Source organism: Photobacterium sp. GB-210 (genome assembly GCF_003026075.1).
Taxonomy (GTDB): Bacteria; Pseudomonadota; Gammaproteobacteria; order Enterobacterales; family Vibrionaceae; genus Photobacterium.
Map to the genome: position 1 here is coordinate 304034 of NZ_PYNU01000002.1, position 26983 is coordinate 331016.

23 protein-coding genes are annotated in these 26983 nt (G+C 41.2%); 4 read left to right on the plus strand and 19 right to left on the minus strand.

From position 1 onward, the window contains the following. Positions 1–46: 46 nt before the first annotated feature. The 3 genes from C9J38_RS05030 to nhaC all read right to left on the minus strand — a co-directional run bounded on the left by C9J38_RS05030 (position 47) and on the right by nhaC (position 3155). Complete coding sequence (locus C9J38_RS05030; protein WP_107206132.1) at positions 47–1168, minus strand: M20 family metallopeptidase; 1122 nt, start codon at positions 1166–1168, stop codon at positions 47–49. 128 nt (positions 1169–1296) lie between these two features. Further along, a complete protein-coding gene (locus tag C9J38_RS21745) occupies positions 1297–1452 on the minus strand; it encodes a hypothetical protein (RefSeq protein WP_158259266.1) in 156 nt (51 codons plus the stop codon). A gap of 251 nt (positions 1453–1703) precedes the next feature. Beyond that, entirely contained in the window at positions 1704–3155 is a 1452-nt protein-coding gene (gene nhaC, locus C9J38_RS05035; RefSeq protein ID WP_107206133.1) for a Na+/H+ antiporter NhaC, read from the minus strand. Between the two features lie 710 nt (positions 3156–3865). On the opposite strand from nhaC, the gene asd reads away from it, so the two are divergent. Next, positions 3866–4984 carry an aspartate-semialdehyde dehydrogenase gene (gene asd / locus C9J38_RS05040; RefSeq protein ID WP_005368890.1) on the plus strand — a complete coding sequence of 373 codons (1119 nt, stop codon included), beginning with the start codon at positions 3866–3868 and terminating at the stop codon, positions 4982–4984. 74 nt (positions 4985–5058) lie between these two features. On the opposite strand, the gene C9J38_RS05045 is transcribed toward asd, so the two are convergent. The 3 genes from C9J38_RS05045 to sodB form a co-directional block, all read right to left on the minus strand. Then, positions 5059–8151 carry an efflux RND transporter permease subunit gene (locus tag C9J38_RS05045; RefSeq protein WP_107206134.1) on the minus strand — a complete coding sequence of 1031 codons (3093 nt, stop codon included), beginning with the start codon at positions 8149–8151 and terminating at the stop codon, positions 5059–5061. After that, positions 8138–9295: an efflux RND transporter periplasmic adaptor subunit gene (locus tag C9J38_RS05050; RefSeq protein WP_107206135.1), complete on the minus strand. Its 1158-nt coding sequence runs from the start codon at positions 9293–9295 to the stop codon at positions 8138–8140. The genes C9J38_RS05045 and C9J38_RS05050 overlap by 14 nt, the downstream gene beginning before the upstream one ends. Before the next feature lie 232 nt (positions 9296–9527). Further along, positions 9528–10112 (minus strand): superoxide dismutase [Fe], encoded by a 585-nt coding sequence (sodB, locus tag C9J38_RS05055; protein ID WP_107206136.1) that lies wholly within the window; start codon positions 10110–10112, stop codon positions 9528–9530. Between the two features lie 329 nt (positions 10113–10441). Between sodB and C9J38_RS05065 the strand changes: the two genes are divergently transcribed. Beyond that, positions 10442–10780, plus strand: a complete 339-nt coding sequence (locus tag C9J38_RS05065; protein ID WP_107206138.1) for a Grx4 family monothiol glutaredoxin — start codon at positions 10442–10444, stop codon at positions 10778–10780. A 107-nt stretch (positions 10781–10887) separates the two neighbouring features. Here the strand turns inward: C9J38_RS05065 and C9J38_RS05070 are convergent, their stop codons facing one another. The 4 genes from C9J38_RS05070 to rnt form a co-directional block, all read right to left on the minus strand. Further along, positions 10888–12210 (minus strand): Na+/H+ antiporter family protein, encoded by a 1323-nt coding sequence (locus C9J38_RS05070; protein ID WP_107206139.1) that lies wholly within the window; start codon positions 12208–12210, stop codon positions 10888–10890. A 280-nt stretch (positions 12211–12490) separates the two neighbouring features. Beyond that, positions 12491–14917 carry a VolA/Pla-1 family phospholipase gene (locus C9J38_RS05075; RefSeq protein ID WP_107206140.1) on the minus strand — a complete coding sequence of 809 codons (2427 nt, stop codon included), beginning with the start codon at positions 14915–14917 and terminating at the stop codon, positions 12491–12493. Positions 14918–14954: 37 nt separating this feature from the next. After that, positions 14955–16217, minus strand: coding sequence for an outer membrane protein transport protein (locus C9J38_RS05080; protein WP_107206141.1), 1263 nt, complete (start codon positions 16215–16217; stop codon positions 14955–14957). 274 nt (positions 16218–16491) lie between these two features. After that, positions 16492–17157, minus strand: a complete 666-nt coding sequence (gene rnt, locus C9J38_RS05085) for a ribonuclease T (protein ID WP_107206142.1) — start codon at positions 17155–17157, stop codon at positions 16492–16494. 228 nt (positions 17158–17385) lie between these two features. Here rnt and C9J38_RS05090 point away from each other — a divergent pair, with 228 nt between their 5' ends. After that, entirely contained in the window at positions 17386–18279 is an 894-nt protein-coding gene (locus tag C9J38_RS05090) for an OmpA family protein (protein ID WP_107206143.1), read from the plus strand. Between the two features lie 68 nt (positions 18280–18347). Here the strand turns inward: C9J38_RS05090 and C9J38_RS05095 are convergent, their stop codons facing one another. Beyond that, on the minus strand, positions 18348–18791 hold the full coding sequence (locus tag C9J38_RS05095; RefSeq protein ID WP_107206144.1) for a DUF2753 family protein: 444 nt from the start codon (positions 18789–18791) through the stop codon (positions 18348–18350). Between the two features lie 34 nt (positions 18792–18825). Next, positions 18826–19440, minus strand: a complete 615-nt coding sequence (locus C9J38_RS05100; protein WP_107206145.1) for a superoxide dismutase — start codon at positions 19438–19440, stop codon at positions 18826–18828. A 180-nt stretch (positions 19441–19620) separates the two neighbouring features. Between C9J38_RS05100 and C9J38_RS05105 the strand changes: the two genes are divergently transcribed. Beyond that, complete coding sequence (locus C9J38_RS05105) at positions 19621–20070, plus strand: hypothetical protein (protein WP_107206146.1); 450 nt, start codon at positions 19621–19623, stop codon at positions 20068–20070. 66 nt (positions 20071–20136) lie between these two features. On the opposite strand, the gene nth is transcribed toward C9J38_RS05105, so the two are convergent. From nth to rsxA, 7 genes are all read right to left on the minus strand, one after another. Continuing rightward, complete coding sequence (nth, locus tag C9J38_RS05110; protein ID WP_107206147.1) at positions 20137–20772, minus strand: endonuclease III; 636 nt, start codon at positions 20770–20772, stop codon at positions 20137–20139. A 152-nt stretch (positions 20773–20924) separates the two neighbouring features. Next, positions 20925–21623, minus strand: a complete 699-nt coding sequence (locus C9J38_RS05115) for an electron transport complex subunit E (protein WP_107206148.1) — start codon at positions 21621–21623, stop codon at positions 20925–20927. A 1-nt stretch (position 21624) separates the two neighbouring features. Next, on the minus strand, positions 21625–22257 hold the full coding sequence (gene rsxG / locus C9J38_RS05120) for an electron transport complex subunit RsxG (RefSeq protein WP_107206149.1): 633 nt from the start codon (positions 22255–22257) through the stop codon (positions 21625–21627). Between the two features lie 14 nt (positions 22258–22271). Beyond that, complete coding sequence (gene rsxD / locus C9J38_RS05125; RefSeq protein ID WP_107206150.1) at positions 22272–23318, minus strand: electron transport complex subunit RsxD; 1047 nt, start codon at positions 23316–23318, stop codon at positions 22272–22274. A 2-nt stretch (positions 23319–23320) separates the two neighbouring features. Then, positions 23321–25651 (minus strand): electron transport complex subunit RsxC, encoded by a 2331-nt coding sequence (gene rsxC / locus C9J38_RS05130; protein ID WP_107206151.1) that lies wholly within the window; start codon positions 25649–25651, stop codon positions 23321–23323. 2 nt (positions 25652–25653) lie between these two features. Beyond that, entirely contained in the window at positions 25654–26238 is a 585-nt protein-coding gene (gene rsxB / locus C9J38_RS05135) for an electron transport complex subunit RsxB (RefSeq protein WP_105059814.1), read from the minus strand. Further along, positions 26238–26819, minus strand: a complete 582-nt coding sequence (rsxA, locus tag C9J38_RS05140) for an electron transport complex subunit RsxA (RefSeq protein WP_045083337.1) — start codon at positions 26817–26819, stop codon at positions 26238–26240. The genes rsxB and rsxA overlap by 1 nt, the downstream gene beginning before the upstream one ends. Positions 26820–26983 lie beyond the last annotated feature (164 nt).

Consider the following 26983-nt stretch of genomic DNA (forward strand, 5'->3'; position numbering starts at 1 on the left):
ATCCAAAGAGAACAAAAGGCTGCATTGATGCAGCCTTTTGTTGTTTTTACGCTGCTAACTTTTCTAAAATACGTTGTAATAAACGGATACGCGGCTCAATCGAAGTGAGATCTAGCCATTCATCAGCACTGTGGAAACCTGCACCAATAGGACCTAGACCATCTAATGTTGGAACACCTAACACTGCAGTTAGGTTTGCATCAGATCCACCACCGACGGCTTGCCATGTAATATCAATACCCAAGTCTTTACCGATCGCTTCAACTTGTGCCATTAATCGCTCTGTTTGTGGGCTTGGCACCATCGATGGTTTATGCGCTTCACGCTCAGCAATAACTGTGATGTTCGGAGTAAAAGGAGTATCACACAGTGCACGAATTTTCTGATCTGCGGCTGCATACTCATCGTTGTCCCAGAAACGTACATCAACAATCGCTTCAGCAAAATCAGCCACAATATTGGCACCAGCTCCCCCTTTAACTACACTCACATTAAAAGTAGTACCAGAAACGAAATTGGTTAGCTCATTGATCGCAATGATCCAGTGTGCCATCTCACTGATTGCACTACGGCCATTTTCAGGTTCATTTCCTGCATGTGCTGCTTTACCATGGAAGCTTAAGCGATAGCGTGCCATACCTTTACGGGCTTTAACTAAAGAGCCGTCAGCGCGAGCCGCTTCAGCGACGAAAACATGCTTTGCATTAACGGCGACACTTTTAAGCCATGCTTCAGAATGTAATGAGCCAATTTCTTCATCTGGGTTCATGCATACACAGATAGAAAGTTTATCTAAGATCTGCTGATCTAAACCACGTAGTGCGTAAACAATATTTAATAACCCTGATTTCATATCAGAAACCCCGGGGCCATAAGCTTTTGTTTCATCGGTTGTCATTGGGCGAGCAGCTGCTGTACCAACAGGAAATACGGTATCCATGTGGCCGATCAGCATGGCATCAATATGGTCGGCTTCAGGTTTGTTACGAATTTCTAGGCCAGTTCCTGCAATACCACAATCGACACGTTTAATGTGCCATCCCAGATCTTGGTATTTTGTTGCCATGGTCTCAGCAATAGCATTAATACCGTCAACGGTTAGCGTACCGCAGTCAATATTGATTAAAGGACGAAGTTCTTCTAAGTAAGCATCAAGAGAAAAAGACATATAAAGCTCCAAATAAGGGCTGTGTAATGATCAATAGGTGAAGAATAAAAGCAAATATGCAGCGCTATTATGAAAAGTTCATGCAATGAAAAGGCTTGCCGTGAAAGGGCCCACGGCAAGTTAAATATTCACACTAAGATATTCATCACAAACATAGCAGCGAAGGCATTTAGCACTGAAATTGCAATCATAACTGGGATATAACGACCTTCAGTACCAATAGGCCCCATGATACGTCCCATGTATTGAACTTGTGACCCCATGAGGTAGATAGCAGGCGCCATAATGACAAGATCTAAATCCGTTACGTCACGATGCGCTATTAAGGAAAAAGGTATGAGTATGTACCTGTTTATGCACGGTTTTAGTGAATAAAGACAATGACTACACGCAGCGGTGGGAACTCGAGGTTATTATTGATTTTTTTGTAACGGAAGGAAGGGTTGAACGACGAAATGAGTAATAGGTATAGAAACAAATAAGCCCCATTATATTGGCTAATATAATGGGGCTTATTCTTTATGCTTAATAAATATTATGAAGTTAACTGTTTAACAGCAAGTGCTTCTTCTTCATCATCTTGTGCTAATTGGGCTTCTGATGCTGGTGGACAGCGATCCACAAACCACCCCATGAATGAACAGACAATGGTTACGATAATACAAACGAAGCTTAACCACATAAATGGTGCGTATGAGAACGTAGCAACACCTAAAATGCTTGCCATATAAATACCGTTATCACTCCACGGCACCATACCTGAGGTCAACGTACCACCAAACTCAGCGTTACGAGAAAGGTTCTTACGTTGGTAGCCTAGACGGTCGTAATTTTTTGCACAAATTTTAGGTGTAAGGATCAGCGAAACATACATCGCAGAACCAAATACGTTACCTAGAAAAGCAGTAGCAATAGTGGAAACGGATAGGCTACCTGCGGAATTTACGCGTTTTTCAAAAAGACGGGCAATAGTTTGCAGTACACCGACCTTATCTAATAGACCACCAAAACCAAGACCGAAGATGATCACGGCGACTGAGCCAAGCATTGACGACATACCACCACGGTTTAGGATCGCATCAATAAACTCAACACCAGAGCTAATAGAAAATGGTGCCCATGCAGTATTAAAGGCAACTAAAGGATCCATACCTTGGATCATCACTGCCCAAATAATACCCAATAGAGAACCTAGTGTAATAACAGGGAATGATGGTAAGCGTAAAGCCAGTAACACCAAGACAATAGCCACAGGAATAAAAGACAATGGTGAGATAACAAATTGCTTATCCATTGCTTGAATCACTGAATCAACTTGCGTCATATCTACATTGCCTGAGTAGTGGTAACCCACAACAGTAAATAGAATGGCCGTGATCACGTAACTGATCAGTGAGATAGGCAGCATACCTTTGATATGTTCCATGATTTCAACGTTAGACATAGAAGATGCCAAGATCACAGAATCTGATAGTGGTGACATTTTATCGCCGAAGTAACAGCCAGAAAGAACAGCACCAGCAGTCATCGGAGCGGGAATACCTAAACCTTGGCCAATCCCCATCATAGCGATACCTGCCGTACCTGCTGCACCCCAAGAAGTACCGGTTGCTAACGCTGTTAATGAACAAATGATCATTGTTGCTAACAAGAAAATGGATGGGTGGATGGCTTTTAGACCGTAGTAAATAATGGTTGGAACAATACCACCTGCAATCCAAGTACCCACAAGCGCACCAACCGCAAGCAGAATTAATACGGCACCGAGACCATTAGCAATACCTTTTGTGGCGGCTTTTTCTAATGATTTGTAATCATGGCCTAGTTTTATACCTAACCCAATGATAATGAACCAGCCGATGTAGAGTGCTAGTTGAATAGGTAAATTTAACTTAGCGGTAAATGAGAATGCTAGTGCAAGGAAAATACCGAGAGCAACAAGAACTTGCATCAACGAGGGTAGTTTCACGACAGTCTGTTTTTCCATACTTCTAACCTTGTTTATCGTACCTGTAAATGAGCTGCTAGCCCAAAGTCAGTAATGAATATTTCTATACTGGTTAATAAATCACATGCATCACAGCTTGTAACAAACTTCGGCTACTGTAGCAGCTAGCCTTAAAACCGCGATAAATAATGTTTCTATATGTGACCTGAGTCTTTTGCTTTAAAAGATGAGCAAAAGTGCTGCTTTTTTGTGTTTATTTTGTTAAATAATGGTTTTTATTTTGTGTTTTTATATTGGTTTTATTATTCTGGTTATTTATTTCAAAACATAAAGATAATGTTTAAATTAGTTTAAAAAACCAAAATACATTCATTTTATAAATAATATATCCAATAAAGTTAGGTTAGAGAGATTATCAGGATAGCCGGGGGTTTTCAAAGATATGTATTTAATTGAATTATATGGTCTTGAATGTTTAATTTCATATTTAGAGTTAAAAACATACATTAAGTACTAGTTTTTAAGCCTTTTTGCTGTTTTATTCTTCTTTGCTGTTGCATTTTTGAACTTATAAAAATAACTAATACCAGTAATAAGAAATTCAAATATCGATAAATTAACAAAGATTGTTACTCTTTTTTGCGATAGTATTTTGAAGTGGATATTAAAATTATGCTTGTTTTTAAGCCTTTAAATCTCTATAGATGGAAACAGCAGCCGTTAAATTACGACAGGGAGTGTAGTAGCAAATGATGAAAGTAGGTTTAGTTGGTTGGCGTGGTATGGTCGGTTCTGTACTGATGCAACGTATGGTCGAAGAGGGTGATTTTAAACTAATTGACCCTGTATTCTATTCAACCTCTCAGATTGGTATTCCAGCGCCTAATTTAGGTAAAGATGCAGGTATGCTGCAAGATGCCTTTGATTTAGAAAGCTTAAAAAAACTTGATGCCATTATTACCTGTCAAGGTGGTGGCTACACTGAAAAAGTGTACCCAGCGTTACGTCAAGCAGGCTGGAAAGGTTACTGGATTGATGCGGCATCAACATTACGTATGAAGCCAGAATCAATTATTACACTTGATCCTGTTAACTTTGATCAAATTCAGCAAGGTATTCACAATGGTACCAATACGTATGTTGGTGGTAACTGTACAGTTAGCTTAATGCTGATGGCTGTCGGTGGCCTATATAAGGCAGGACTTGTTGAGTGGATGACGTCACAAACATATCAAGCAGCTTCTGGTGCGGGTGCTAAGAACATGCGTGAGTTGATCAGCCAAATGGGTGTGATTAACGATTCAGTGACAAGCGAGCTCGCGAATCCATCAACATCGATTCTTGATATTGACCGTAAAGTGGCAGATACCTTACGTTCAAGCGATTTCCCATCACAAGAGTTTGGTGCGCCATTAGCCGGTTCTTTGATCCCTTGGATCGATGTGAAGCGTGAAAATGGTCAAAGCAAAGAAGAATGGAAAGCGTCTGTTGAAACGAACAAAATTCTTGGTTTAGAGGATTCTCCAATCCCAATTGATGGTACTTGTGTACGTATTGGTGCGATGCGCTGTCACAGCCAAGCACTAACATTAAAGCTGAAGAAAAATGTACCGCTAGATGAAATCGAAGAAATTATTGCATCACATAATGATTGGGTAAAAGTTATCCCGAATGATCGTGATGTAACAGTGCAAGAGTTAAGCCCTGCTAAAGTAACGGGTACACTATCGGTACCGGTTGGTCGTCTTCGTAAACTTGCGATGGGTGATGATTACCTGAACGCCTTTACTGTTGGTGATCAGCTACTATGGGGTGCTGCTGAGCCACTTCGTCGTACACTGCGTATTATCCTTTCTGAAAAAGCATAATATTCGTTAGTTGAAAATAAAAAAACGCCTGCAGTGATGCAGGCGTTTTTACTTATAGCAACGTTGATTTAGTGTTATTTTCGTTGACGGAAACCACGGCCACTTAAGATGGTTTTTAGTACGTCTTTTTCTCTTAATCTACTCATCCCGACATAAGCAACTGGAACAAGAAATAGTGAGAAAAATGTGCCGGCGGTTAATCCTCCCACTAAGACCAAACCAATATTTACGCGACCTAATGAGCCAGGACCTGATGCAAATGCCAGGGGTAGAGCACCTAAAATCATGGTTAATGATGTCATTAAAATTGGACGTAAACGTGAGCGAGCACTATGGATTGCCGCCTCAATGGCAGTTTTACCATGCTTACGTTGCTCATTGGCAAATTCAACCAGCAAGATCCCATGTTTAGTGACCAATCCGACTAAGGTTAATAAGCCTATTTGTGAGTAAATATTGAGGCTTTGACCAAAGACCCAGAGGGTCAAAACAGCGCCTACAATACACAAAGGAACGGTAAGAAGGATGATCAGTGGATCAACGAAACTTTCAAATTGCGCAGCTAAGATCAGATAGATGAAAATGAGCGCCATTAAGAATAACGTTTGTGTACCATCTTGTGAGTCCATTAATTCTTTAACCACACCGTCGTAGGCATAGCTCTGTGAGTCATCAAGTAGCTCAGGTACATTTTCATCAATGTAATTACGGACATCACTCGCAGTATAACCTGGCATTAATGTCGCTGTGATCTCAGCACTATTTTGTCCCATATAAGTTTTAAAACTGGACTCAGATGTTACTGCTTTAATTGAAACGAATTCAGACAAAGGAATATTTTGTCCCGATTCTGACGCTACATAAAGCTTATCGATAATATCAAAGTTACCCAGATCTTTACGGTTTACTTGAACGCGAATAGGGTAGGTATAGCCGTCATCAGCCTGTAAGTTTGCCGCTTTCAATGAGCCAAGGAAGGTCGATAGTGCATTGGTTACGTCAGTATAAGCCACGCCTGACAAGATGATTGCGTTACGGTCAATGCGTAAGTCATATCGCAGTTGATCTCGAAGTAATGAGCTTTTAACACGAGTTAAGCCTTTATACTCACTTAACTTTTTAACGATACGGTTAGCCGTATCATTGAGCTTTGTATTATCTCGATTAACGGTTTTAAGCTGCAGTTTCAAATTGGTTGCTGCATTTAGACCATCAGCAGAGCGCACACTAAATGACATACTGTATGCAGACAGAGTACTTGCTGCTTTTTCAGTTAACTCAGCTACGATCTCATCTGCCGGTTTAGTACGTTTGCCCCAAGGTTCGAGTAAAATATGATTGGATGGTGTTGCTTCGATATAAGATAAATTCGCAGCAATATCTTTGTTATCTTCCATAACCGTATTTAGCTCAGAGTTATGCTTAATATGATAACGACGACCGACACCGGTCGGTGCTTCTGAACTACCATCAATAAAGCCAGTATCTTCTATTGGCAACAATACTTGTGGCATCGACCATACCGCAACACCCGAAAGTGCGATAAGTGCCAGTGCAATACCCCCCATCAATGCTTTACGATCAAACCATTTAGATAATTGTTTCGTGTAACCTAGTGATAGTTTGTGAATCTGCTTATCAATTGCAGCAAACCATTTAGGTTGTTGTGCTACCGGTTTAATTAAATACGCACACATCATCGGTGACAGTGTTAATGCAACCATACCTGAGATGATCACTGATGCTGCAAGAGTAAAAGCAAATTGGCGGAACAGATCAGCTGTCATACCTGACATTAAACCAATAGGCAGGTAAACCGCTGCAAGGGTCATTGTCATTGCTATTACTGGGAAGATAATTTCATTACTGCCCTTAATGGCGGCATTAAGCGGTGTTTCACCTTCTTCTATATAGCGATAACAATTTTCAACCACCACGATAGCATCATCAACCACAAGGCCGATCGCAAGAATAATGGCTAAAATAGTCAGCACGTTAATGCTGAAACCAAGAAATGACATTACTGCAAAAACACCAATAATACATACAGGGATAGTGATAATTGGGATTGATGCAATACGCAGTGAACCAAGGAAAAGTACCACAATTACGGATACTAAAACGATAGCTTCAAAGAGGGTATGGAAGCCTTGGTCGATAGATTCTTGAATGAAATCGGCTTGGTTATAGACCATCTTCATTTCTAAGCCATCTGGCAAGTGTTGCTGCATCTTGGTGATTTCAGCTTTTACACGAGCAGCTACATCAACCGGGTTCTCACTTTTCAGTGGTAGCACCTGCAGTGACATTGCAGTTTCACCATTCACTTTAAGTTTGCTTGGTGTCAGGCTATTTTCACCCATTTTGACATCAGCCACATCTTTGATGCGAATGATGTTGCCATCATCGACGCGGATAACGAGATCTTGTACATCTTTAACACTGGTTACTTGAGTCACTGGGTTAATTTGGAAATTACGCGCTTCACCAACGATCTGACCAACTGTGAATGATGAACTGTATGCACTGAGTGTTGTTACAATATCAGCGGGCTTAACATTGAGTGCCATCATACGGTTTGGGTTCAGCCAAACACGGACAGCTTTTGCTGCACCACCATACGGTCCATATACCCCACCAACACCTTGAATATGTCTAAACTGTGGTTTGATTTGCTGGCCAATGAAGTCGTACATCTCTTGCGAACTCATCTTCCCTTTATTGATAAAGGTAATAATGTTACTAGCTGAGCCCTTATCACCGGAATCATCGGTAACCGTCGGTTTATCAACCATACTTGGTGGAAAATCAACGATAGCTTCAATGCTACTACGTAACTTATTCATTAAGTTCGCATATTCAACATCAGTAATACCATCGCTAAATTTTACATTTAATGTACATTTACCTTGGGTACAGTCAGTCGTCATAATATCGACGCTTTCTAACCCTGTTGCGGCATTAATTAAATGTGTTGCGACATTTCGTGACATGAAGTCTGCGCTAGCGCCATCAATACTGGCGGTAACCGTTGCTTTAGGCGTGTTGTGATCAGGGAAATATTGAATTGCAAGTTTTTGGAAAGAAAACAAACCAATAAGAATAATTGCAATACTTAACACTGAAGCAAAAACAGGATGTTTAATACAGACTTCAGGTAGTCTCATTGCTCTGCTCCTTCACTGATTTAGTTTTTTCCTGTCCTGCTTTTGCTGGATCGGTTGTTTTCTTTTTTTGCTCTTGTGCTGGTGCATCAGCTGTTGATGCTTGAGTCTTGATGATATTTACTAAAGTTTCATCATCGATTTTTTGATGACCAGTGACAACAACAATGTCATCTACCTTTAAGCCTTTTTCAACAATTACATAGCCATTATTAAGGTTGTTACCTAAAGTTAGGTAACGCTTAGTAGCAACATTATTTTTATCAACGACCCATACGTAACGATCTTCATTATGAGCAAGAATCGCGTTTTGTGGCGCGACAATTCGATTAGTTCGACCATTCACCATTTGGCTCACTTGAGCAAACATACCGGGTGCTAGAATATGATCTGGGTTTTCGATACGAGCATGAATAGCCACACGCCCCGTGTTTTTATTAACGGCTGGTGCGACGTAATCAACAATACCGTTAAATATCATATCCTTGTATGCTTCAACAGTCACAGTGATGGGCTGGCCTTTTACTGCTTTACCAAGATCGTTTTGGCTAATGGTGTAGGAGACTTCAACAGGGTTGAGGTTATAAATACTTACCAGAGGTGTTGTTGCATCAATCATACTTCCTGCTGATTTAGTGAAGTTGGTCAGTTCACCATCAAAAGGAGCGGTAATGGCATAATCTTTCAAAATGGCTTGTTGCTGGCGGTAATCGGCCGCTGCAAGGTTCGCGGCATCTTGAAGCTCTTCAAAATCTTGCTTAGATAATGCGCCAGGTTGTTTTCTATTTAACTCAGCAACACGTTTTACTTTGTTTCTTGCTGTAGTTAAAGAACTTGCCGCTTTATCTAAATCAGCTTTTGCTTTACTACTATCTAGTTTTGCGATTAGTTGACCTTTTTTAACCACATCACCATCTTTAAAGTTTATGGCAACAAGTTTACCGGGAGTACTGAATGTGAGTTCAGCAAAATCAATCGCATTGATTTTACCTACTTCATTTAATGTAGCGACAAACTCTTTGGTAGAGATAGGCTCGACAGTAACAGGAACTGCTTGTTGTTTCTCGTCATCTTTTGCGTGAGCAAAGTTCGATATTGTTAAAGCCATAAGGGTAAATAGGAGTGGGGATAACTTTTTGTAGTGCACGTCGTATAACTCTCTTATTTCAGGATAAGGGTGTCAATCTTAGTTAATTTATATTAAATAGCCATATGAATTGTCAGTGAATGGTTAGCTTATCATTGCATCTTGGCGCATATCTATTTGGATGTCGGTTATATTTCTAATTTAGCTGATAGGAATTCAGATACAAAAAAACCGTAAATAGATGCTTCTATTTACGGCTTTAATTTTGGGTTTGCGCTTATTTTATGAGCAATTATGCTGCTAGGTTTTTAGCAACGAAATCCCAGTTTACTAGTGACCAGAAACCATCCATGTAGCTTGGACGTAGGTTGCGGTAGTCGATGTAGTAAGCGTGTTCCCATAGATCAACAGTTAGTAGCGGTGTTACGCCTTCTTCTGTGATTGGGCAACCAGCGTTAGAAGTGTTAACGATAGCTAGAGAGCCGTCAGCGTTCTTCACTAACCAAGTCCAAGAAGAACCGAAGTTGTTGATTGCTGAATCTGTGAATTTAGCTTTGAACTCAGCGAAAGAACCGAATGCTTTTTCGATTGCTGCTGCTACTTCACCTGTCGGTTCGCCGCCAGCGTTAGGCGCTAAACAGTTCCAGTAGAACGTGTGGTTCCAAACTTGAGCCGCATTGTTAAATACACCGCCAGTTGAAGTTTTAATGATGTCTTCAAGTGACTTTTCAGCAAGCTCTGTACCTTCAACAAGGCCGTTAAGCTTAACAACGTAAGTGTTGTGGTGCTTACCGTAGTGGTACTCTAGAGTTTCTTGAGAAATGTGTGGCTCAAGAGCGTTCATTGCGAAAGGTAGAGCTGGTAATTCAAATGCCATTGCTCAATTCTCCATATTGGTTTGGTGGCGTTTGCCACGACATTATTGCTTCCAGTAAGCATCGAGGCTTACTTAATTTATTTTTTGAATCTGACCGTTTTATTTTAGCAAGTTTTTTCTTTATTAAAAGACTTGGCTATAAAAAAATACCCTATACCTCGTTAGAGGAATCGTCAATAACCTTTTAATTATAAAGGTTAAATGATGCTCTGATTAAAGATTGGATTAAAAGCAGTCGGTTAGGTGCGGGAAAGTATTTTTATTGGTGACGATAACCAAGTAGAATGGTAGGGTTTAAGTAATTACTATTAAAGTTGTACGAGGAAGCTATGGAAACTATCGACAAGATCAAGCAGCAGATCGCTGAAAACCCAATTCTACTTTACATGAAAGGTTCACCTAAGCTACCAAGCTGTGGTTTCTCATCTCAAGCGTCTCAAGCGCTAATGGGCTGTGGCGAAAAGTTTGCATACGTTGATATTCTGCAAAATCCAGATATCCGTGCAGAACTTCCAATTTACGCACAGTGGCCAACATTCCCACAATTATGGATTGAAGGTGAGTTGATCGGTGGTTGTGACATCATTCTTGAGATGTTCCAAAAAGGTGAGCTTCAGCCACTAATTAAAGAAGCAGCAGCACGTCGCGACGCAGCTTCAGCAGAGTAATTCTTCTGTAACGCCAATTGTTTAAGGTGATATGATTTTGAAGTCTTTCACTTTTAGGCAATAAAAAACCGCCAAATTTGGCGGTTTTTTTGTCGCTAAGGAAAGGCTTATAGCACCATAGATGCTAACCAACCAAATCCAATTAATGGCAAGTTATAGTGGATGAATGTTGGTACAACCGAATCCCAAATATGATCGTGCTGACCATCCGCATTCAAACCTGATGTTGGACCTAAGGTTGAATCTGATGCTGGAGAGCCCGCATCACCTAATGCCGCTGCAGTACCTACTATCGCAATGGTTGCCATTGGTGAGAAACCAAACGATAGACAAAGCGGTACGTAAATTGTGGCTAGAATTGGAATGGTGGAGAACGAAGAACCGATCCCCATGGTGACTAATAAGCCCACAACCAGCATTAGCAGTGAAGCAAGAGGTTTGTTATTACCAATCACAGCTTCAAGAGAATTCACTAAGGTTTCAACCCCGCCAGTTGCTTTCATGACGGCTGCAAACCCTGCTGCTGCAATCATAATAAAGCCGATCATCGCCATCATATGAACACCTTTGGTAAACACATCATGGGTTTCTTTCCACTTAATGACGCCCGTGAAAGTAAACACCATAAAGCCAACAAGGCCACCGATGATCATCGAGCCACTGTATAATTGTGCGCCTAGTGCAGCAAAAATAGCAGCAACTGCGACATAGACATGACGCATGTCGATTTCTTTTTTCTCGGGCTCACTGGCAAGAATTTTCTCAACAGAATATTCGCGAGGTTTACGGTAGCTGACAAAGGTTGCAAGAAGTAAACCAAATAGCATGCCACATGCAGGTAGGATCATTGCGACAGGTACTTGACTTGCTACGACATCTAAACCGTTATCGTGTAGGTTTTTTAATAAGATGTTATTTAAGAAAATACCACCGAAGCCAATAGGTAGCACCATGTATGGCGTAACTAGACCAAATGTCAGTACACAAGCAATTAGACGACGATCTAGCTTCAGTTTGGCAAAGACATGCAGTAGTGGCGGAATAACAATTGGGATGAAAGCAATATGAACCGGAATAACGTTCTGAGAAGAAATGGCAAGTAAGACTAGAATGATAAGAACGCTGTATTTGACGCCCGTTGCAGCCGCGGCGTTATCATGCCCACTGATTTTCTTGATCACTTTTTGTGCTAAGATATCAGTAATACCAGAGCGTGAGATTGCAACGGCAAACGTACCGAGCATGGCATAACTTAGCGCTGTGGTTGCACCGCCACCAAGACCACCTTCAAAGGCTGATACCGCATCAGTGAGAGACATTCCACCAATAAGGCCGCCAACAATGGCACTAAAGGTTAGCGCGACCACCACATTCACTCGCATTAATGCGAGTATCAGCATGATACATACCGCTATAACTACAGGGTTCATAAAGCTTTGATCCATCCGTTTTATTGGGTAATTGTGAACTACACGAGTTTGACTGTTTCAAAGTGAGTACATAATCACAGAAATAGAGGGGTGAAATAACACCGTTTTTATCAGTTTGCTTAATTTTTTGCACATGTCGAGGACAAAATGTGTTTTGCCGCACATTTTATTGAGGTTGTATGATTTTAAATCACTTAAAAGGAGGTTCTAGAATGGATTATCAGGCAATAAAAAGGCTAGCAGCATGCTAGCCTTTGGTGATTTTTGGTAGGTGTATAAGTTAAGGTTGTGAACTTAAAACAGACGTATCTGTGATAGTTAATGTTTTGCCATCACCATTAATAAATGAATGCATTTCTGATTGCATTTCAGTTGTTACAGCAGTATCCGATGATGGATCGAGTAATGATGAATGACTTCCTGCGTTAAATAACACCGCATTTCTCACTAGTGTGCCATTAATCGATGCGGTTGTTGGTGCCAATTGCATCGTTTTGAGTAGAGGCGTAGTGCCTGTAAACGGTGAATAAGGAACAGGAATTTCTGTGCCCGTTACTGTTGTGCCAGGTGGTGTGAGATTAGGGATCGTTTGATCATTTTGTACTTGGGTTAGGTAAACAGAAGCCGTGCTTGGCACTAATAGCGAATGGTTAATAGGATCGACACTATCCAGCACTGTTTGTGCGGCATAAGCAAACTGTGTAAATGAGTCATAAATTGTGCTTAGCGTTGCTAATGAGGTTTCACTACCATCACTAATTAGTCCTGCTTCATAACCTTGATAACAAAGTGGTATCGGTGTATCGCCACATTGGTTTTTAAAGTCAGCATTTGAGCTTGCTAAAATATTCCCTTTGATGAGATTACCAAATTCTCCTGAATTTAAGAGTAGGTAAGGGATCTCAGCGCCAGGATTTGCAAGGGCAAATTGATCAATCGCGAAGAACTGATCTGCGGCGTCGTTGCCAGTTGGACGATTGGTCACATTTGCCACATTAATCCCAGTCATTGCACCTAATGAGTGACCAGTAAAGTTAACTTTTGCCTGAGGGTTTAACATTGCTAGTGCACCTAGGTTTGCAAGTTGATCTGGTGCCTTTTGTGCCAAAGTATCTATTTGTACAAATAGACGTGTAATTGATGCTTTTAGATTGATCACATCAATCGTACTTTGACGTAAATTATCACGGGCAACCGTTAGTGCACCAAGGTTTAAATAAATAGATGGATTGTCCGCTGCGGTCACGCCACCGATATCTCGATCACCATGCAATGGAAGGTTAATCGCAAAGATCGCACGGCATTGATCACCTATGATACTGTCAGCAAGGGATGAATTAACTCCCCCAATATTCTCTTCTTTAATTAATTTTTCTTTACTACTAGTTACGCCATGCTGATAAATAGTGACGCTATTTGATGGACAGTTTGTACTATCTGACGGTAATACTAAAGTGTACTCGATTGAGGCAATCGAGCGCAGTTTAGGTACAGGGCTGTAACGGGTGATCAGTCTTGCTTCATCTAATTGTTTACCATCAGGTAAGAGAATTTCAGCGCCAGTTAATGCGGTTAATACGCGTTGTTGTGCCGCAGGATCTGTTGCTACATTAGCAAAGTCGATTGGATCGATATTGAGCTCTGCAATTTTTGTTTGAACGGCAAGTTTTTCAGCATCGGTACCATTTGCTAATACGTATTGGATTCTAGCAAGGCTCGGCATACCACTTTGCCAAGGTGTAGTTAAGAAATTATTGGGATCGGTACTTAAGAAATAAGGTAGGTGAATAGTTCCCTTGAAAATTTCGCCTTTTCCGCCTGGAGTATTTCCTTCAGACGTTGGTACATCAATATTAAATAGGGTGGTATCTAAGGTAGTTATATCAATACTGCTGTCGATTGCCGTGCCTTTCCAAATATCAGACGGCTTACTATTTATCGCTAATGCTGTTGCGGATTTAGCGGCAAAAAGCACATCACCAACAGAGGCTGTAGTAAACCACGATGAGAAAATAATGTTGTCTTTATCAACCCCTACTTGTGCAAAAGCAGCTTCGGTTGCTTGGGTCACTGCTTGAGCGGGAAGTAAGGCTGGAGATGGCGGTGTTGCCGTTGATTTTAATGTGGCGTAAGAGCCGCTGGTACCAACTGGGTTGTTTTGATCATCTTCCAGTGAGTTTGTTACTGCAAACATATAATTGCTCGCAGGATTTAAGGGCTTAAGTAAGACTGCTGTCAATGTATCACCAGAGGCTTGAACAATATAATCTTGCCCTTCAACCAGCTTTATAGGGGCTGTACTATCTGAGGTGTCAGTAGGATCGCCTGATTTTATCAGATAGAAACTTCCAGCCGCACTGTCTGGGTTTAATGGATTACCTGTAAAGTTTACCAAAATCGGTTGACTGGTACTCCAACCATCGGTTGCACCCATAGCAACGACAGGATTAGAGATATCTGTTGGATCTGTTGCGGTACTCTCAATACTTAATGTGCCGTCTTCTTGATCCATCGCTAAATAGGTCGGGGTGACAATAACTGGCGAGCTTGGATTTGAGATAATATCAAAGTTGACTTTTGTTTCTGCATTTAGGCTGTCAGCAGTATCGGGATCAATCGTAGGGGCGCCCGTTGTTTTGCTGTCGCCACCACATCCTGTTAGTCCCAAGCTAGCAGCTATAATGATCGATAAAAAATGCTTGTTCATAGTATTCCTTACTTTCAATTCTTAGTTCAGTCTTGGGTTAAAAAGTGTAATTAGCTTGCGCGGCACCGATGAAAGCATCGCTGGTTGCGGTGAAGCTATCACCTGCTTCAGTAAATGTGCCGTCTTTGCCGTAGACATAACTAACGCCTAGATCAAAACTCAATTGGTCGCTGTATTTATAGCTTGCTCCTGCTGAGTACCAGAAGCGGTCAGTATCTGGAATACTCAATGTTGCTTTACCGCCTTGCTCATCGTAAGCAAAGCCGGCACGTAACGTGATTTGTGGATTAAGATTGTATGTACTACCAATAGCCCAGCGGAATGCATCGTCATATTTTTCTTCTTTCAATAAGCAGACACCGGGTAGTTGTCCCCCAAAGTTACATTCACTGCTGGTCGCTTTTAGCTCAGTGAATTTACTCCATTGGGTCCAAAATATACTGTAGTGCAAAGCGAATTGGTTATTGAGTTGGTGAAAGCCTGAAAACTCAGCGGTAGCAGGGAGGGGGGCTGCAAGTTTTGCGTCGATGGTTGAACCACGGCGATTGGCACCGAGAACTTGTCCTGAGTAATCAGTAAAGTCACCGTCAAAATCAAGGTCAACTTGTGAACGGTAAGCTAAGCCAAAACGGTTATTCTCATCAATTTCAAATAGCGTGCCTATATTCCAGCCAAATGCCCATGTCTCTCCTTCCATATTAATGGTTTTGTCGCTGGGTTTTATTGCAGGATAAAACGGTAGTGCATTCTTACCGTAATGGCGGTAAAGCTCAGCATGTGCATAAACAGCACTAACACCAACACCGATACTCCATTGGTCATTGAGTTTATAGGCAACACTTGGGTTTAAGTTTATGGTGAGCAGTGAGGTTTTACCTGCGGATGTGCCGTCATAAAAATCATCAGGGTAATCGGTTGTAACCCCGTAATTAGAGAATAAAGACATCCCCCAAGACAAACGATCATTCAGTGGTTGAACAAAGTAAGTTGAAGGTACAAATGCCAGAGGTGCGACATCTTCGGCTGTTTGTTCACCTACTGGGGCATCATGTGCAGTGACATCAATATTAGGTAAAACAAGACTTCCTTGTGCAGAAATAGCCATTTTATCGAACTTTGTCATGCTTGCAGGGTTACGTGCAAGAACACCAGGGTTATCAGCAATAGCAGCTTCACCTGCAAATGCACGCCCTAAACCCGTTGCAGATTGTTCTGAAACTTGGAAACCAGCCGAGTAAGCCTGCGTTGAAAATAATGCAGTGGTTACGGCAATGGTGAGATAACGTTTTTTTACGGACATTATACTGCCTCTCTATATGTTGTTATTTAGCTTCTTATTCGTCCCTGAAAGGAAAAACAAAGATTAAGTACAAGAGTGAGTATAAGACCGGATTTCATTTATGTTAACTAAATGTTACGTGAAAATTAATGCTAATTTCATGTATTTAACATATTTTTAAATTGAGCGTTTAAAACGTTTAATTTAAAAATCTATAAATAAAAAAAGCATAAAAAAAAAGCTCATAAAAATATGAGCTTAGAGGAGAATTTTGCGGTTTAGATGGGCGATAGATTTAGTTGCTATCCATGTCTTCTGTTTGAGGTGCCATTAAAGGCCAGCCACCTAACTTTTTCCATTTGTTAACTATTTCACAAAATAGCTCAGCGGTACGTTCTGTATCATACAGCGCAGAATGTGCTTCACGATTGTCAAATGTGATATTTGCTGTTTGACATGCTTTCGCTAATACCGTTTGACCAAATGCAAGCCCACTTAATGCGGCGGTATCAAACGTTGCAAACGGGTGGAAAGGATTACGCTTTAATTTTGCACGCTCAGATGCCGCCATAACAAAGCTGTGATCAAACGTTGCATTGTGCGCAACCATAATGGCGCGAGAACAATCAGAGGCTTTTTGTTCTTTACGGATCTGCTTATAGATTTCTTTTAAAGCGTGCTCTTCAGATACTGCACCACGTAATGGACTAAAAGGATCACGGATCCCATTAAAATCCAACGCTTCTTTATGTAAAATCGCGCCTTCAAAAGGAGATACATGGAAGTGGATGGTTGTTGCTGGCTTTAGCCACCCATCTTCATCCATTTGTAATGTAACGGCGCAGATTTCAAGTAATGCATCTGTTTTAGCGTTAAATCCCGCGGTTTCTACATCTATGACGACGGGAAAGTAGCCGCGAAAGCGACTTTTTAATGTATTGAATTCGTTATCTTGGCTCATAACACTGCTGTCAAAATAAAGGAATGGGCTATTATGTCAGATCCATCCCTTGATACCAATTTGATCTGATGTATAAACAAAAATGGTCTGTCTCTTTTTTCTTAATGTGAAACGGGTTCTGAATTGTTAAAGCAATGGATGTTATGGTCGATATAAAGAAAGGTTTAATTAGTATCAATTAAAAGTCAGCCTTTATATTTCGAGACGTTAGATTAAGACATTTGGATAATGACATTTCTTATTTTTAAAATATGGCCTAGGTCATTGTATATATTGATTTTATTGTTTTCATTGCCAAGTTTGGCGGGAAAGCAATATATCGCATCGCCTAATCAGTCACAGTGGAATGTTATTGTTGATACGCCGCTAGAGTGTCGCTTGTCACATCATATACCGGGTTACGGTGACGGTGAGTTCGTAGCACGTTCCAGCAAAAAACAATCTGTTGCCTTTGAATTAAAAATGTATCGTCCGATGGGAGAAACACGAAACGTACGTCTAACTTCTATGCCTGCTCGTTGGATGCCTGGTGATTCAGCCAATACCATGACACGACTTAAATTTTTTAAGCAGTTTGATGGCTATATTCAAGGGAAAACGGTGTGGAATATGCTTGCTGAATTAGAAGATGGGCGAAATCCTACATTTATGTATCAAGATTGGCAGCGACAAAATCGCCCATTAGAGGTTGGATTATCTGCCGTTTCGTTTCAAAAAGGTTATCAATCATTTAGCCAATGTCTGAGTAAGCTATTACCTTATGGATTTGAAGATATCGCATTTTCTGTCCTCCACTATAGTGAAAATAGCGACACATTAAATAAAATATCACAACAACGTCTGGCTCAAATTGCCGACTTTGTTCGCTATTCTGACGATATTGATTTGGTTTTAGTTGCCGCGTTTAATGATTCGATTGCCGGTACTACGGAAAGCCAAGAGATGTCAGAGCGACGAGCTGACAAACTGCGTCAGTATTTTCAATCGTTAGGGTTACCTGCCGAGCGTGTTCAAGTAGAAGCGTACGGAAAGCGGCGTCCTATTGCTGATAACTCAACCCCTATCGGACGAAACTTAAATCGTCGAGTTGTGATTTCATTAGGACAAAGTCCGATTTATTAATCAGTAATGGAAAACTGGATGGGATGGGGCTCGTTATTATCGAATGATGTAACGAGCCTTATTTTTTATTAATGCAGTTTAAAGGAAGCGATGAGCTCACAACTTGAATAGTTGTTAATGGCTTTAACTTGATTCGCAATAGCAGGGTTAGGATGTCGTTTTAAAAAGCTAATCAATGCAGATTGGCAACACCCCAAAGAATTTATATAGCTGTGGCATTGCGTTTGTTTACACTGTGGGATCAATGCAATAACTTGTTCAGAGGCAAGTTGTAAATACTTTAACTCGTAGTCTGGATCGCCATGTTGTCGCCAAAAATTAGCCATGTTATGGCAAGAAACGACTTTCATCGTTAAGAGATCCGTTAGTTGCTCGGTGTCAGTTGAATCTGCCGTGATTTCCTGAGCAATAGATAGCGCGAGTTGATAATGAACAATAGACATCAAAGGGTTATTGTTAGTCTTAGCATCATCAGCCATTAAGGTGTGTCTTTCCCACTCTGAAATATCCATGTCATTATCCTTTGTAAGTGGTAGTGTTTTGCGGTTAGAAAGCCTGTAACGCGCTAAGGTAGTTCATCTCAACTTGTTCCCAATCGACTAAGTGCCACCATGCGTTAATGTAATCAGGACGGACGTTTTGGTAACTCAAGTAGTAAGCATGTTCCCATACATCAAGCGCAAGAATTGGAGTCCCTTGTACTGTTACTGTATCCATTAACGGGTTGTCTTGGTTCGGCGTTGCTGAGATCTCGAGTCGTCCATCCACGACAGAGAGCCAAATAAATCCGGCACCAAAATGATTGGCAGCTAATGTTGAAAATGTCTCTTTAAACTTAGCAAAACTTTCAAAATGGGCATTAATTGCTTCTGCAAGCAAACCTGATGGATGGCGAACGCCTTCGGGTGACATACATTGCCAATAGAGGTTGTGATTATAGAAACCACCGCCATTATTACGCACTGCTGCAGGGTATTGAGATATATTGCTTAAAATGGTCTCAATGGGCTGGTCAGTAAGATCTGTATTTTCAATTGCAGCGATAAACTTATCAAAATAACCTCTATGGTGTTTGCTATAGTGGATCTCAACAGTTTTTGCATCAAGATAAGGTTCTAGTGCATTAAAGCCATAGGGTAGTTTTGGGAATAGATGTTTCATAAATTATACCTAGTAAAAAACGTCAACTAGATACTAATGATAACTATTATCATTATCAACCGCTGTTTTGTATGGATATTAATGAATTTTTAGCTGTGAAATTATGAATTTGATGATTAGTTAACAAAGAATTTATGGTTTTTGGTTATGATTTACATTGTTTAGATAAGGATTTTCGTTATGAATAAAGTTGTTTTAATAGCTGTTGTTGTATTAGTTGCAGTAGGTGTGGGGATTTTCAGTGTGGGTAAATTGACTGAAAAAGCAGCGAATGAGACGACAAAAAAAGTATTAAAAGAAGTAGTGAGTGCTGATTTAGCACCTGTCGCAAAAGCGATTGGTAAGCTAGAAGCCTGTGAATCTGGTGCAACTGCAGAGTTAGAAGCCTTAGGCCATACCGCAACACCATTAGGCCGGAGTTTGGCTTATATTGCTTTAGCACAAAATAGTTATTTGATGGATGATAAAGATAAAGCGCGCGTGGAACTGCAACAAGCGATTGATGCGAGTACTGATAAACCCTCAGCCGAAGAGCGTAATGAGATGTTTACCAAGTTGGGTGAAGGCGCAAAACAAATGGCAGAAAAGCGTAAAGCATACGGTTTTAAAGTAAACTGTGAACCACTTTAATTGCTGATGATAGCAGTGAAAAGGAGCGATTAAGCTCCTTTTTTATTGAATTAAATTTGTTATTAATCAGATGTCTACCTTATCTTTATACTCACAGAGGTCCTCGATTAGGCAGCTGCCACAGCGCGGTTTTCTTGCAATGCAGGTATAGCGTCCGTGTAAAATTAACCAATGGTGAACATCAACTTTAAATTCTTTTGGCACAACCTTTAAGAGTTTCTCTTCAACTTGGTCGACGTTTTTCCCCATGGCAAATTTAGTTCGATTACAAACTCGGAAGATGTGAGTATCCACTGCAATTGTCGGCCATCCAAATGCCGTATTTAAAACAACATTTGCGGTCTTTCGACCAACCCCTGGTAGTGCTTCTAATGCTTCTCGGTTTTCTGGGATCTCGCCATTATGTTTATCTAAGAGAATACGGCAGGTTTTAATGACATTTTCTGCTTTAGAATTAAATAACCCAATGGTTTTTATATATTCTTTAACGCCGTCAACGCCTAAGTCGTAAATAGCTTGAGGGGTATTAGCAACAGGATAAAGCTTGTCGGTTGCTTTATTTACGCTGACATCGGTAGCTTGAGCTGAGAGTAATACCGCAATCAATAACTCGAAAGGCGTGCTCCAATGAAGCTCTGTTTCCGGGTGTGGGTTTTCAGCGCGTAAACGTTCAAGAATTTGGATGCGTTTTTGATTATTCATTTTCTATTCCAAATAAGGCTTATTGCAATATAAGTAGGGAGTGACAGAGTGAGCATCTGTCGTTGCAATTAAGCATTTTACTATTCCATTATTTTGTCGCGATATGTAATAAAAAGAAACCCAATAAGTATGATACTTATTGGGTTTGATCTTTAGTCTACGCTAGTGACGCGAGCACGTTCAACCGTTGGCTTTGATGCTTCTTTAGGCTGTTTTTGTTGACGGCGTTTATCAATCACATTTTTGGCCGCAATCATCAAACCGACACCAAGAAAGGCACCCGGTGGTAACATTGCAAGCAAGAACCCTGAATCAAAATGGAATACTTGGATTCGTAAAACTGATGCCCAGCTACCTAGTAGGCGATCAGCACCATCAAATAAGGTTCCTTTGCTCAATAGTTCTCGCATTGCGCCCAGAATGAATAGCGCAGATGTCATGCCTAATCCCATCCATAAACCATCGAGTACTGCTGGTAATGGTGCATTTTTAGAGGCAAAGGCTTCAGCGCGACCAATGATAATACAGTTGGTTACAATCAAGGCGATGAAGATCCCTAATGATTTGTATAAACCAAAAGTAAAGGCATTCATCAATAACTGTACGCAGGTTACGAGTGAGGCAATGATCATTACAAACACTGGAATACGGATCTCAGAGGGTACCCAGTGACGAATTAAAGACACAATTAAGTTTGAGCCTATCAGTACTAAAGTCGTCGCAAGCCCCAAACCTAAAGCATTTGTCACCGTTGATGAAACGGCAAGTAAAGGGCATAGGCCGAGAAGCTGAACAATGGTCGGGTTATTTAGCCATAAGCCATTTGCCATTAACTCTTTATTAGTTGTCATATCACTCACCTGCACAATCAAGTGGTTGGTTGATGATTTTATCCTGGTTTTGATCCCAGTATAACGAAATATTTTTTACTGCTTTGACGACGGCTCGCGGTGTTATGGTCGCACCTGTGAATTGATCAAATTCACCACCATCTTTACGTACTTTAAATGATGGGTCGTTATCACCATTTACCCGCTTACCATTAAAGCTGTAAATCCAGTTACTAACAGTGGTTTCAATTTTATCACCCAATCCTGGAGTTTCGTTTTGTTGTAATACACGAACGCCAGTGATCACGCCATTCATGTCTAAACCAACAATAATTTTAATTGCGCCGCTATAACCGTCAGGGGCAATCCCTTCAATTGCCACACCAACAGGCTTATTATCTTTTTTAGCGATATAAGCAGGCATCTGAGCCAATGTACCTAAACGCTTATGATCTCTTACTAAAGTACAACTTTTGTAGAGTAAGTTATCGTGGCTTGCTACGGGAATCACTTGGTTTAGAGTATCCAGTAACTGTACCCGCTGCTGCTCTGCTATACGATCTTCTGTTAGGTAGTTCGTCAGGGCTACTAGCGCTGTCGCTAAACACGCAAAAGTGGCAAGAATAGCACCGTTTTTTTTCATTGCATTAAACATGGCTGCTCTCTTAATTAGTGCCCGTAAGTACGAGGACGAGTGTAGTAATCAATAAGTGGTACACATAAGTTACCCAGTAAAACGGCAAAGGCAACGCCATCTGGGAAGCCACCCCATGTGCGGATCAGATAAATCATGACACCGATAAAGCTACCAAAAATTAAACGGCCTTTTACCGTCGTTGATGCTGTTACTGGATCGGTGGCAATAAAGAAAGCACCTAACATGGTTGCACCTGAGAATAGGTGCAACAACGGAGAGCCAGTCGTATCAGGATGAACAATGTAAACAAGGCTACTGATCACAAATAGTGACGTTAGCATAGCAACAGGGATATGCCATTGAATAACACGAAGCTTTAATAAGATTAAACCACCAACAAGGAAGCCCATGTTAATCCACTCCCAGCCAATACCTGCAATCGCGCCGTAAACAGGTTTTGTCATTGTTTCAGCCGTTGTAAACCCTGTGTGTAACGCTGTTTTTAGTGTATCTAGCGGTGTTGCCATCGTGTAACCATCAACTGACATTTTCAGTTGTGGAACACTAAATCCATCTTGAGTAAAGCCAGTAAAGATTGCATAAATACTATCCATAAAGTTAGCTGGTTGTGCACTCAATGATGCTGGTGGTAACCAGGTTGTCATCTGTACTGGGAATGAAATGAGCAGTACGACATAAGCAATCATCGCGGGGTTAAAGAGGTTTTGTCCCATACCGCCATAAAGGTGTTTTGCAATGACTATCGCAAAGAAAACACCAATAACAGTTAACCACCAAGGTGCTAATGGTGGGATTGATAAACCAATTAATACGCCAGTAAGCAGAGCTGTATTATCTCTTAAATAAGGTACAACAGGACGTTTACGCAGTTTTACAATAATCGCTTCAAATATGATTGCAGAAATAGATGCTAATACAATTTGGATCAGAGTACCGAAACCAAAGAAGTAGCATTGAGCAATAACGCCAAATACCGAGCATAATATAACTGTACGCATAATAGCGCTGGTGCTTCGGCGGTTATGGTCATGGGGTGAACTGGCAATATTAAACGCCACGGTTAATCTTCCTCAATGTTTTGTTGTTCTTTGGCGGCTTGTTGTGCCGCTTTTCTTGCTTTAGCGCGAGCGACGGCAGCAGCAACAGCGGCTTTTTTCGGATCAACGTTTTCAGCTTCAACTACAGGTTCAGGTGCTGATTCTGCTTGTGCTTCTGTTTGTTGTGCGGCTTTTCTTGCTTTAGCACGAGCGACGGCAGCAGCAACAGCGGCTTTTTTCGGATCAACGTTTTCAGCTTCAACTATAGATTCTGGTGCTGATTCTGCTTGTGCTTCTGTTTGTTGTGCGGCTTTTCTTGCTTTAGCACGAGCGACGGCAGCAGCAACAGCGGCTTTTTTTGGATCAACGTTTTCAGCTTCAACTACAGGTTCAGGTGCTGATTCTGCTTGTGCCTCTGCTTGTTGTGCGGCTTTTCTTGCTTTAGCACGAGCGACGGCAGCAGCAACAGCGGCTTTTTTCGGATCAACGCTTTCAGCTTCAACTTCATATTCTGGTGTTGATTCCGCTTGTGCTTGTTGTGCGGCTTTTCTTGCTTTAGCGCGGGCGACGGCAGCTGCGACAGCATCTTTTTTACTGTCATTTTCAGTAGCGGTTTGGTTATTTGCTGTAGCTTCTTTTTCAGCCTTACGTTCACGAGCTTGACGCTTACGCTCTTCACGTAATTTCGCCATTTCACTGTTATCTGGCAGGCTTTCTGAAGTTGCACCTTGTGCTGAAGCTGCTTGTTTTGCTTTTGCTTTTGCAATCGCTGCTGCAACAGCCGGTTTCACTTCTGCTGTATCTGCTTTAGCGGCTGCTGCTTGTTTGGCTTTTACGCGGGCAATAGCGGCAGCGACTGCATCATCACCCCCAGTTTTCGCCATTTCATCACGACGAGAATCAGCCGCTTTTTTAAAGCGGTTTTCACGTTCAGCCTTATCACGTTCCATGCGTGCTTGTTTGGCTTCAAAGCGTTGGCGAGCTCGTTCTGCATTCATTTCATCTTGGCTACGTGCCCAGATCTCAGCTTTTGCTTGGCGATAGTACTGAACAAGAGGGATCTCACTTGGACAGACATATGCACAAGCACCGCACTCAATACAATCTTGCAGATTATATTCTTCACACTTGTCGTAATTTTGATCCTTGGCGTACCACTGTAATTGCTGTGGGAGCAATGATGATGGGCAAACATCCGCACAAGCAGAACAACGGATACATGCCATTTCATAGGTATGTAATGGGAGTTCTTTGCGTTTTGGTGCCAAAATACAGTTTGTTATTTTGGTGATCGGTACATTGGAATGTGGGAGTGTAAATCCCATTAACGATCCACCAATGATCACACGAGGATGTTTTTTATCGGCTTTATAGCCAAACTTATCTAATAAGTAGGCAATCGGCGTACCTAACATAGCAAAAACATTACCACGTTTCTTAAAGGCTTCACCGGTTAGCGTAACAACACGCTCAATTAGTGGTTCACCGTCGATAATGGCGCGTTTAATTGCAAAAGCAGTACCTATGTTTTGCATGATAACGCCAACAGAAGTTGAACGTGACTGACTTGGTACTTCTCTGCCTGTTAAAATTTTAACTAACTGCTTTGAGCTACCAGATGGATATTTTGTTGGTACAACACGTATCAGAATGTTGTCTGCTTCGGTGACATGCTGCTCAAGGGCTTTAATCGCTTCAGGTTTGTTATCTTCAATACCGATGATTGTTAGCTTTGGGCTAATAATATGGCGAAGAATACGAACCCCTTCGATCACTTCTTCAGCATAATCGCGCATGAGTCGGTCATCGGCAGTAATATATGGCTCACACTCAGCCGCGTTGATAATTAAAATATCAACATTACCTAAACCGCCTTGAAGTTTTCTTGCGGTAGGGAAACCAGCACCACCTAATCCAGCGATACCACTCAAACGGATTGTTTCGATCAGTTCTGCGGGATCACGATCTTGATAATCGGCATAGGTTTTTTTCTCTCCCCAAGTATCGGTGTGATCTGGGTGAAGAACGATACATAAATCGCTTAAACCTGAAGGGTGAGCAGTCGTACGTTGTTCAATGGCTATTACTGTACCAGATGTAGGCGCATGCACAGGGACACACATTGCAATGTCACCTTGTGTCAGAGCTTGACCTTTTTGTACTTTGTCGCCAACAGCAACAATAATGTCACCTTTAGAACCAATATGCTGCTTAAGTGGTAAAACGAGTTCTTGTGGAATACCAGCACTAACGATAGGTGCTTGATTTGAGATTTTTTTATTTTCAGCGGGATGAATACCGCCGTGGAAATCCCACAACTTACCTTGTTTGATTTGCTCAATGATAGATAGCATAACTACGACTCTACCTTTTCTGTACTCGGTGCATCACTGATATTTACGATTGGAATTTGGTTTAGTTGCCATTTCCAATTATCAGGCGTTTCTTTAACTGGGATCATTTCGATACAGTCAGTAGGGCAGGGAGCAACACAGAGATCGCAACCTGTACATTCGTCTTTGATAACCGTATGCATAGATTTAGTGCCGCCAACAATGGCATCGACAGGGCACGCTTGAATACATTTAGTACAGCCAATGCACATATCTTCATGAATAAATGCGACTTTTTTAATGTTTTCTTCTGTACCTTGGGTTGAATCAGGAACATCAACACCCATCAAGTCAGCTAATTTTTCAATAGTAACTTGACCGCCAGGAGGACACTTATTGATCACATCGCCATTGGCAATCGCTTCTGCGTAAGGGCGACAGCCAGGATAGCCACATTGACCACATTGGGTTTGCGGAAGAATACTGTCGATTTGTTCAACAATAGGATCGGCTTCAACTTTAAATTTAACCGAAGCAAACCCAAGAATTAGTCCGAAAATGGCAGCCAGAATAACGATGGCAATGACTGCGATAAGGATCCCACTCATTACAATTTCACCAATCCAGTAAAGCCCATAAATGCAAGAGACATTAGCCCTGCGGTGATCATCGCAATGGATGCGCCTTTGAATGGCTCAGGTACATCAGCGGCAGCAATGCGTTCACGCATAGAAGCAAATAAAACAAGCACAAGTGAGAAACCCACTGCAGCACCAAAACCATAAATAACGGATTCAATAAAGTTATGACGCTCATTTACGTTTAATAAGGCGACACCTAACACCGCACAGTTAGTGGTGATAAGTGGTAAGAAAATACCTAATAAACGATAAAGCGTTGGGCTTGTTTTATGTACGACCATTTCTGTGAATTGCACAACAACGGCAATGACTAGAATAAAGCTTAGTGTGCGTAGGTACTGAATCCCTAATGGATCCAAAATGTAAGTTTCAACAAGATAAGCACAAACAGAAGCAAGCGTCAGCACAAAAGTGGTTGCTAAGCCCATTCCAATAGCTGTTTCTAATTTTTTAGATACGCCCATAAATGGACATAAGCCTAAAAATTTAACGAGTACAAAGTTGTTAACCAACACAGTACCAATAAGTAATAGGAGGTATTCAGTCATACCGGCTTCATTATTATTAAAAGAGATCTAAACATTATCTGATTTTGTTGCCGTTATAACAACTCCTGTGGTGTAGGGTTTTAGTGATTATTGTGTTTTTCATAAAGATAGATCATGAAATATAAGTTTTTAATTTAGTTACTACGGCTTTGTTTAGCTGTGCG

Excerpts from the sequence above, each read along its gene's own strand:
- C9J38_RS05030 (WP_107206132.1), bottom strand. The coding sequence starts at position 1,168 with ATGTCTTTTTCTCTTGATGCTTACTTAGAAGAACTTCGTCCTTTAATC.
- C9J38_RS21745 (WP_158259266.1), bottom strand. The coding sequence starts at position 1,452 with ATGGCGCCTGCTATCTACCTCATGGGGTCACAAGTTCAATACATGGGA.
- nhaC (WP_107206133.1), bottom strand. The coding sequence starts at position 3,155 with ATGGAAAAACAGACTGTCGTGAAACTACCCTCGTTGATGCAAGTTCTT.
- asd (WP_005368890.1), top strand. The coding sequence starts at position 3,866 with ATGATGAAAGTAGGTTTAGTTGGTTGGCGTGGTATGGTCGGTTCTGTA.
- C9J38_RS05045 (WP_107206134.1), bottom strand. The coding sequence starts at position 8,151 with ATGAGACTACCTGAAGTCTGTATTAAACATCCTGTTTTTGCTTCAGTG.
- sodB (WP_107206136.1), bottom strand. The coding sequence starts at position 10,112 with ATGGCATTTGAATTACCAGCTCTACCTTTCGCAATGAACGCTCTTGAG.
- C9J38_RS05065 (WP_107206138.1), top strand. The coding sequence starts at position 10,442 with ATGGAAACTATCGACAAGATCAAGCAGCAGATCGCTGAAAACCCAATT.
- C9J38_RS05070 (WP_107206139.1), bottom strand. The coding sequence starts at position 12,210 with ATGAACCCTGTAGTTATAGCGGTATGTATCATGCTGATACTCGCATTA.
- C9J38_RS05075 (WP_107206140.1), bottom strand. The coding sequence starts at position 14,917 with ATGAACAAGCATTTTTTATCGATCATTATAGCTGCTAGCTTGGGACTA.
- C9J38_RS05080 (WP_107206141.1), bottom strand. The coding sequence starts at position 16,217 with ATGTCCGTAAAAAAACGTTATCTCACCATTGCCGTAACCACTGCATTA.
- rnt (WP_107206142.1), bottom strand. The coding sequence starts at position 17,157 with ATGAGCCAAGATAACGAATTCAATACATTAAAAAGTCGCTTTCGCGGC.
- C9J38_RS05090 (WP_107206143.1), top strand. The coding sequence starts at position 17,386 with ATGACATTTCTTATTTTTAAAATATGGCCTAGGTCATTGTATATATTG.
- C9J38_RS05095 (WP_107206144.1), bottom strand. The coding sequence starts at position 18,791 with ATGGATATTTCAGAGTGGGAAAGACACACCTTAATGGCTGATGATGCT.
- C9J38_RS05100 (WP_107206145.1), bottom strand. The coding sequence starts at position 19,440 with ATGAAACATCTATTCCCAAAACTACCCTATGGCTTTAATGCACTAGAA.
- C9J38_RS05105 (WP_107206146.1), top strand. The coding sequence starts at position 19,621 with ATGAATAAAGTTGTTTTAATAGCTGTTGTTGTATTAGTTGCAGTAGGT.
- nth (WP_107206147.1), bottom strand. The coding sequence starts at position 20,772 with ATGAATAATCAAAAACGCATCCAAATTCTTGAACGTTTACGCGCTGAA.
- C9J38_RS05115 (WP_107206148.1), bottom strand. The coding sequence starts at position 21,623 with ATGACAACTAATAAAGAGTTAATGGCAAATGGCTTATGGCTAAATAAC.
- rsxG (WP_107206149.1), bottom strand. The coding sequence starts at position 22,257 with ATGTTTAATGCAATGAAAAAAAACGGTGCTATTCTTGCCACTTTTGCG.
- rsxC (WP_107206151.1), bottom strand. The coding sequence starts at position 25,651 with ATGCTATCTATCATTGAGCAAATCAAACAAGGTAAGTTGTGGGATTTC.
- rsxB (WP_105059814.1), bottom strand. The coding sequence starts at position 26,238 with ATGAGTGGGATCCTTATCGCAGTCATTGCCATCGTTATTCTGGCTGCC.
- rsxA (WP_045083337.1), bottom strand. The coding sequence starts at position 26,819 with ATGACTGAATACCTCCTATTACTTATTGGTACTGTGTTGGTTAACAAC.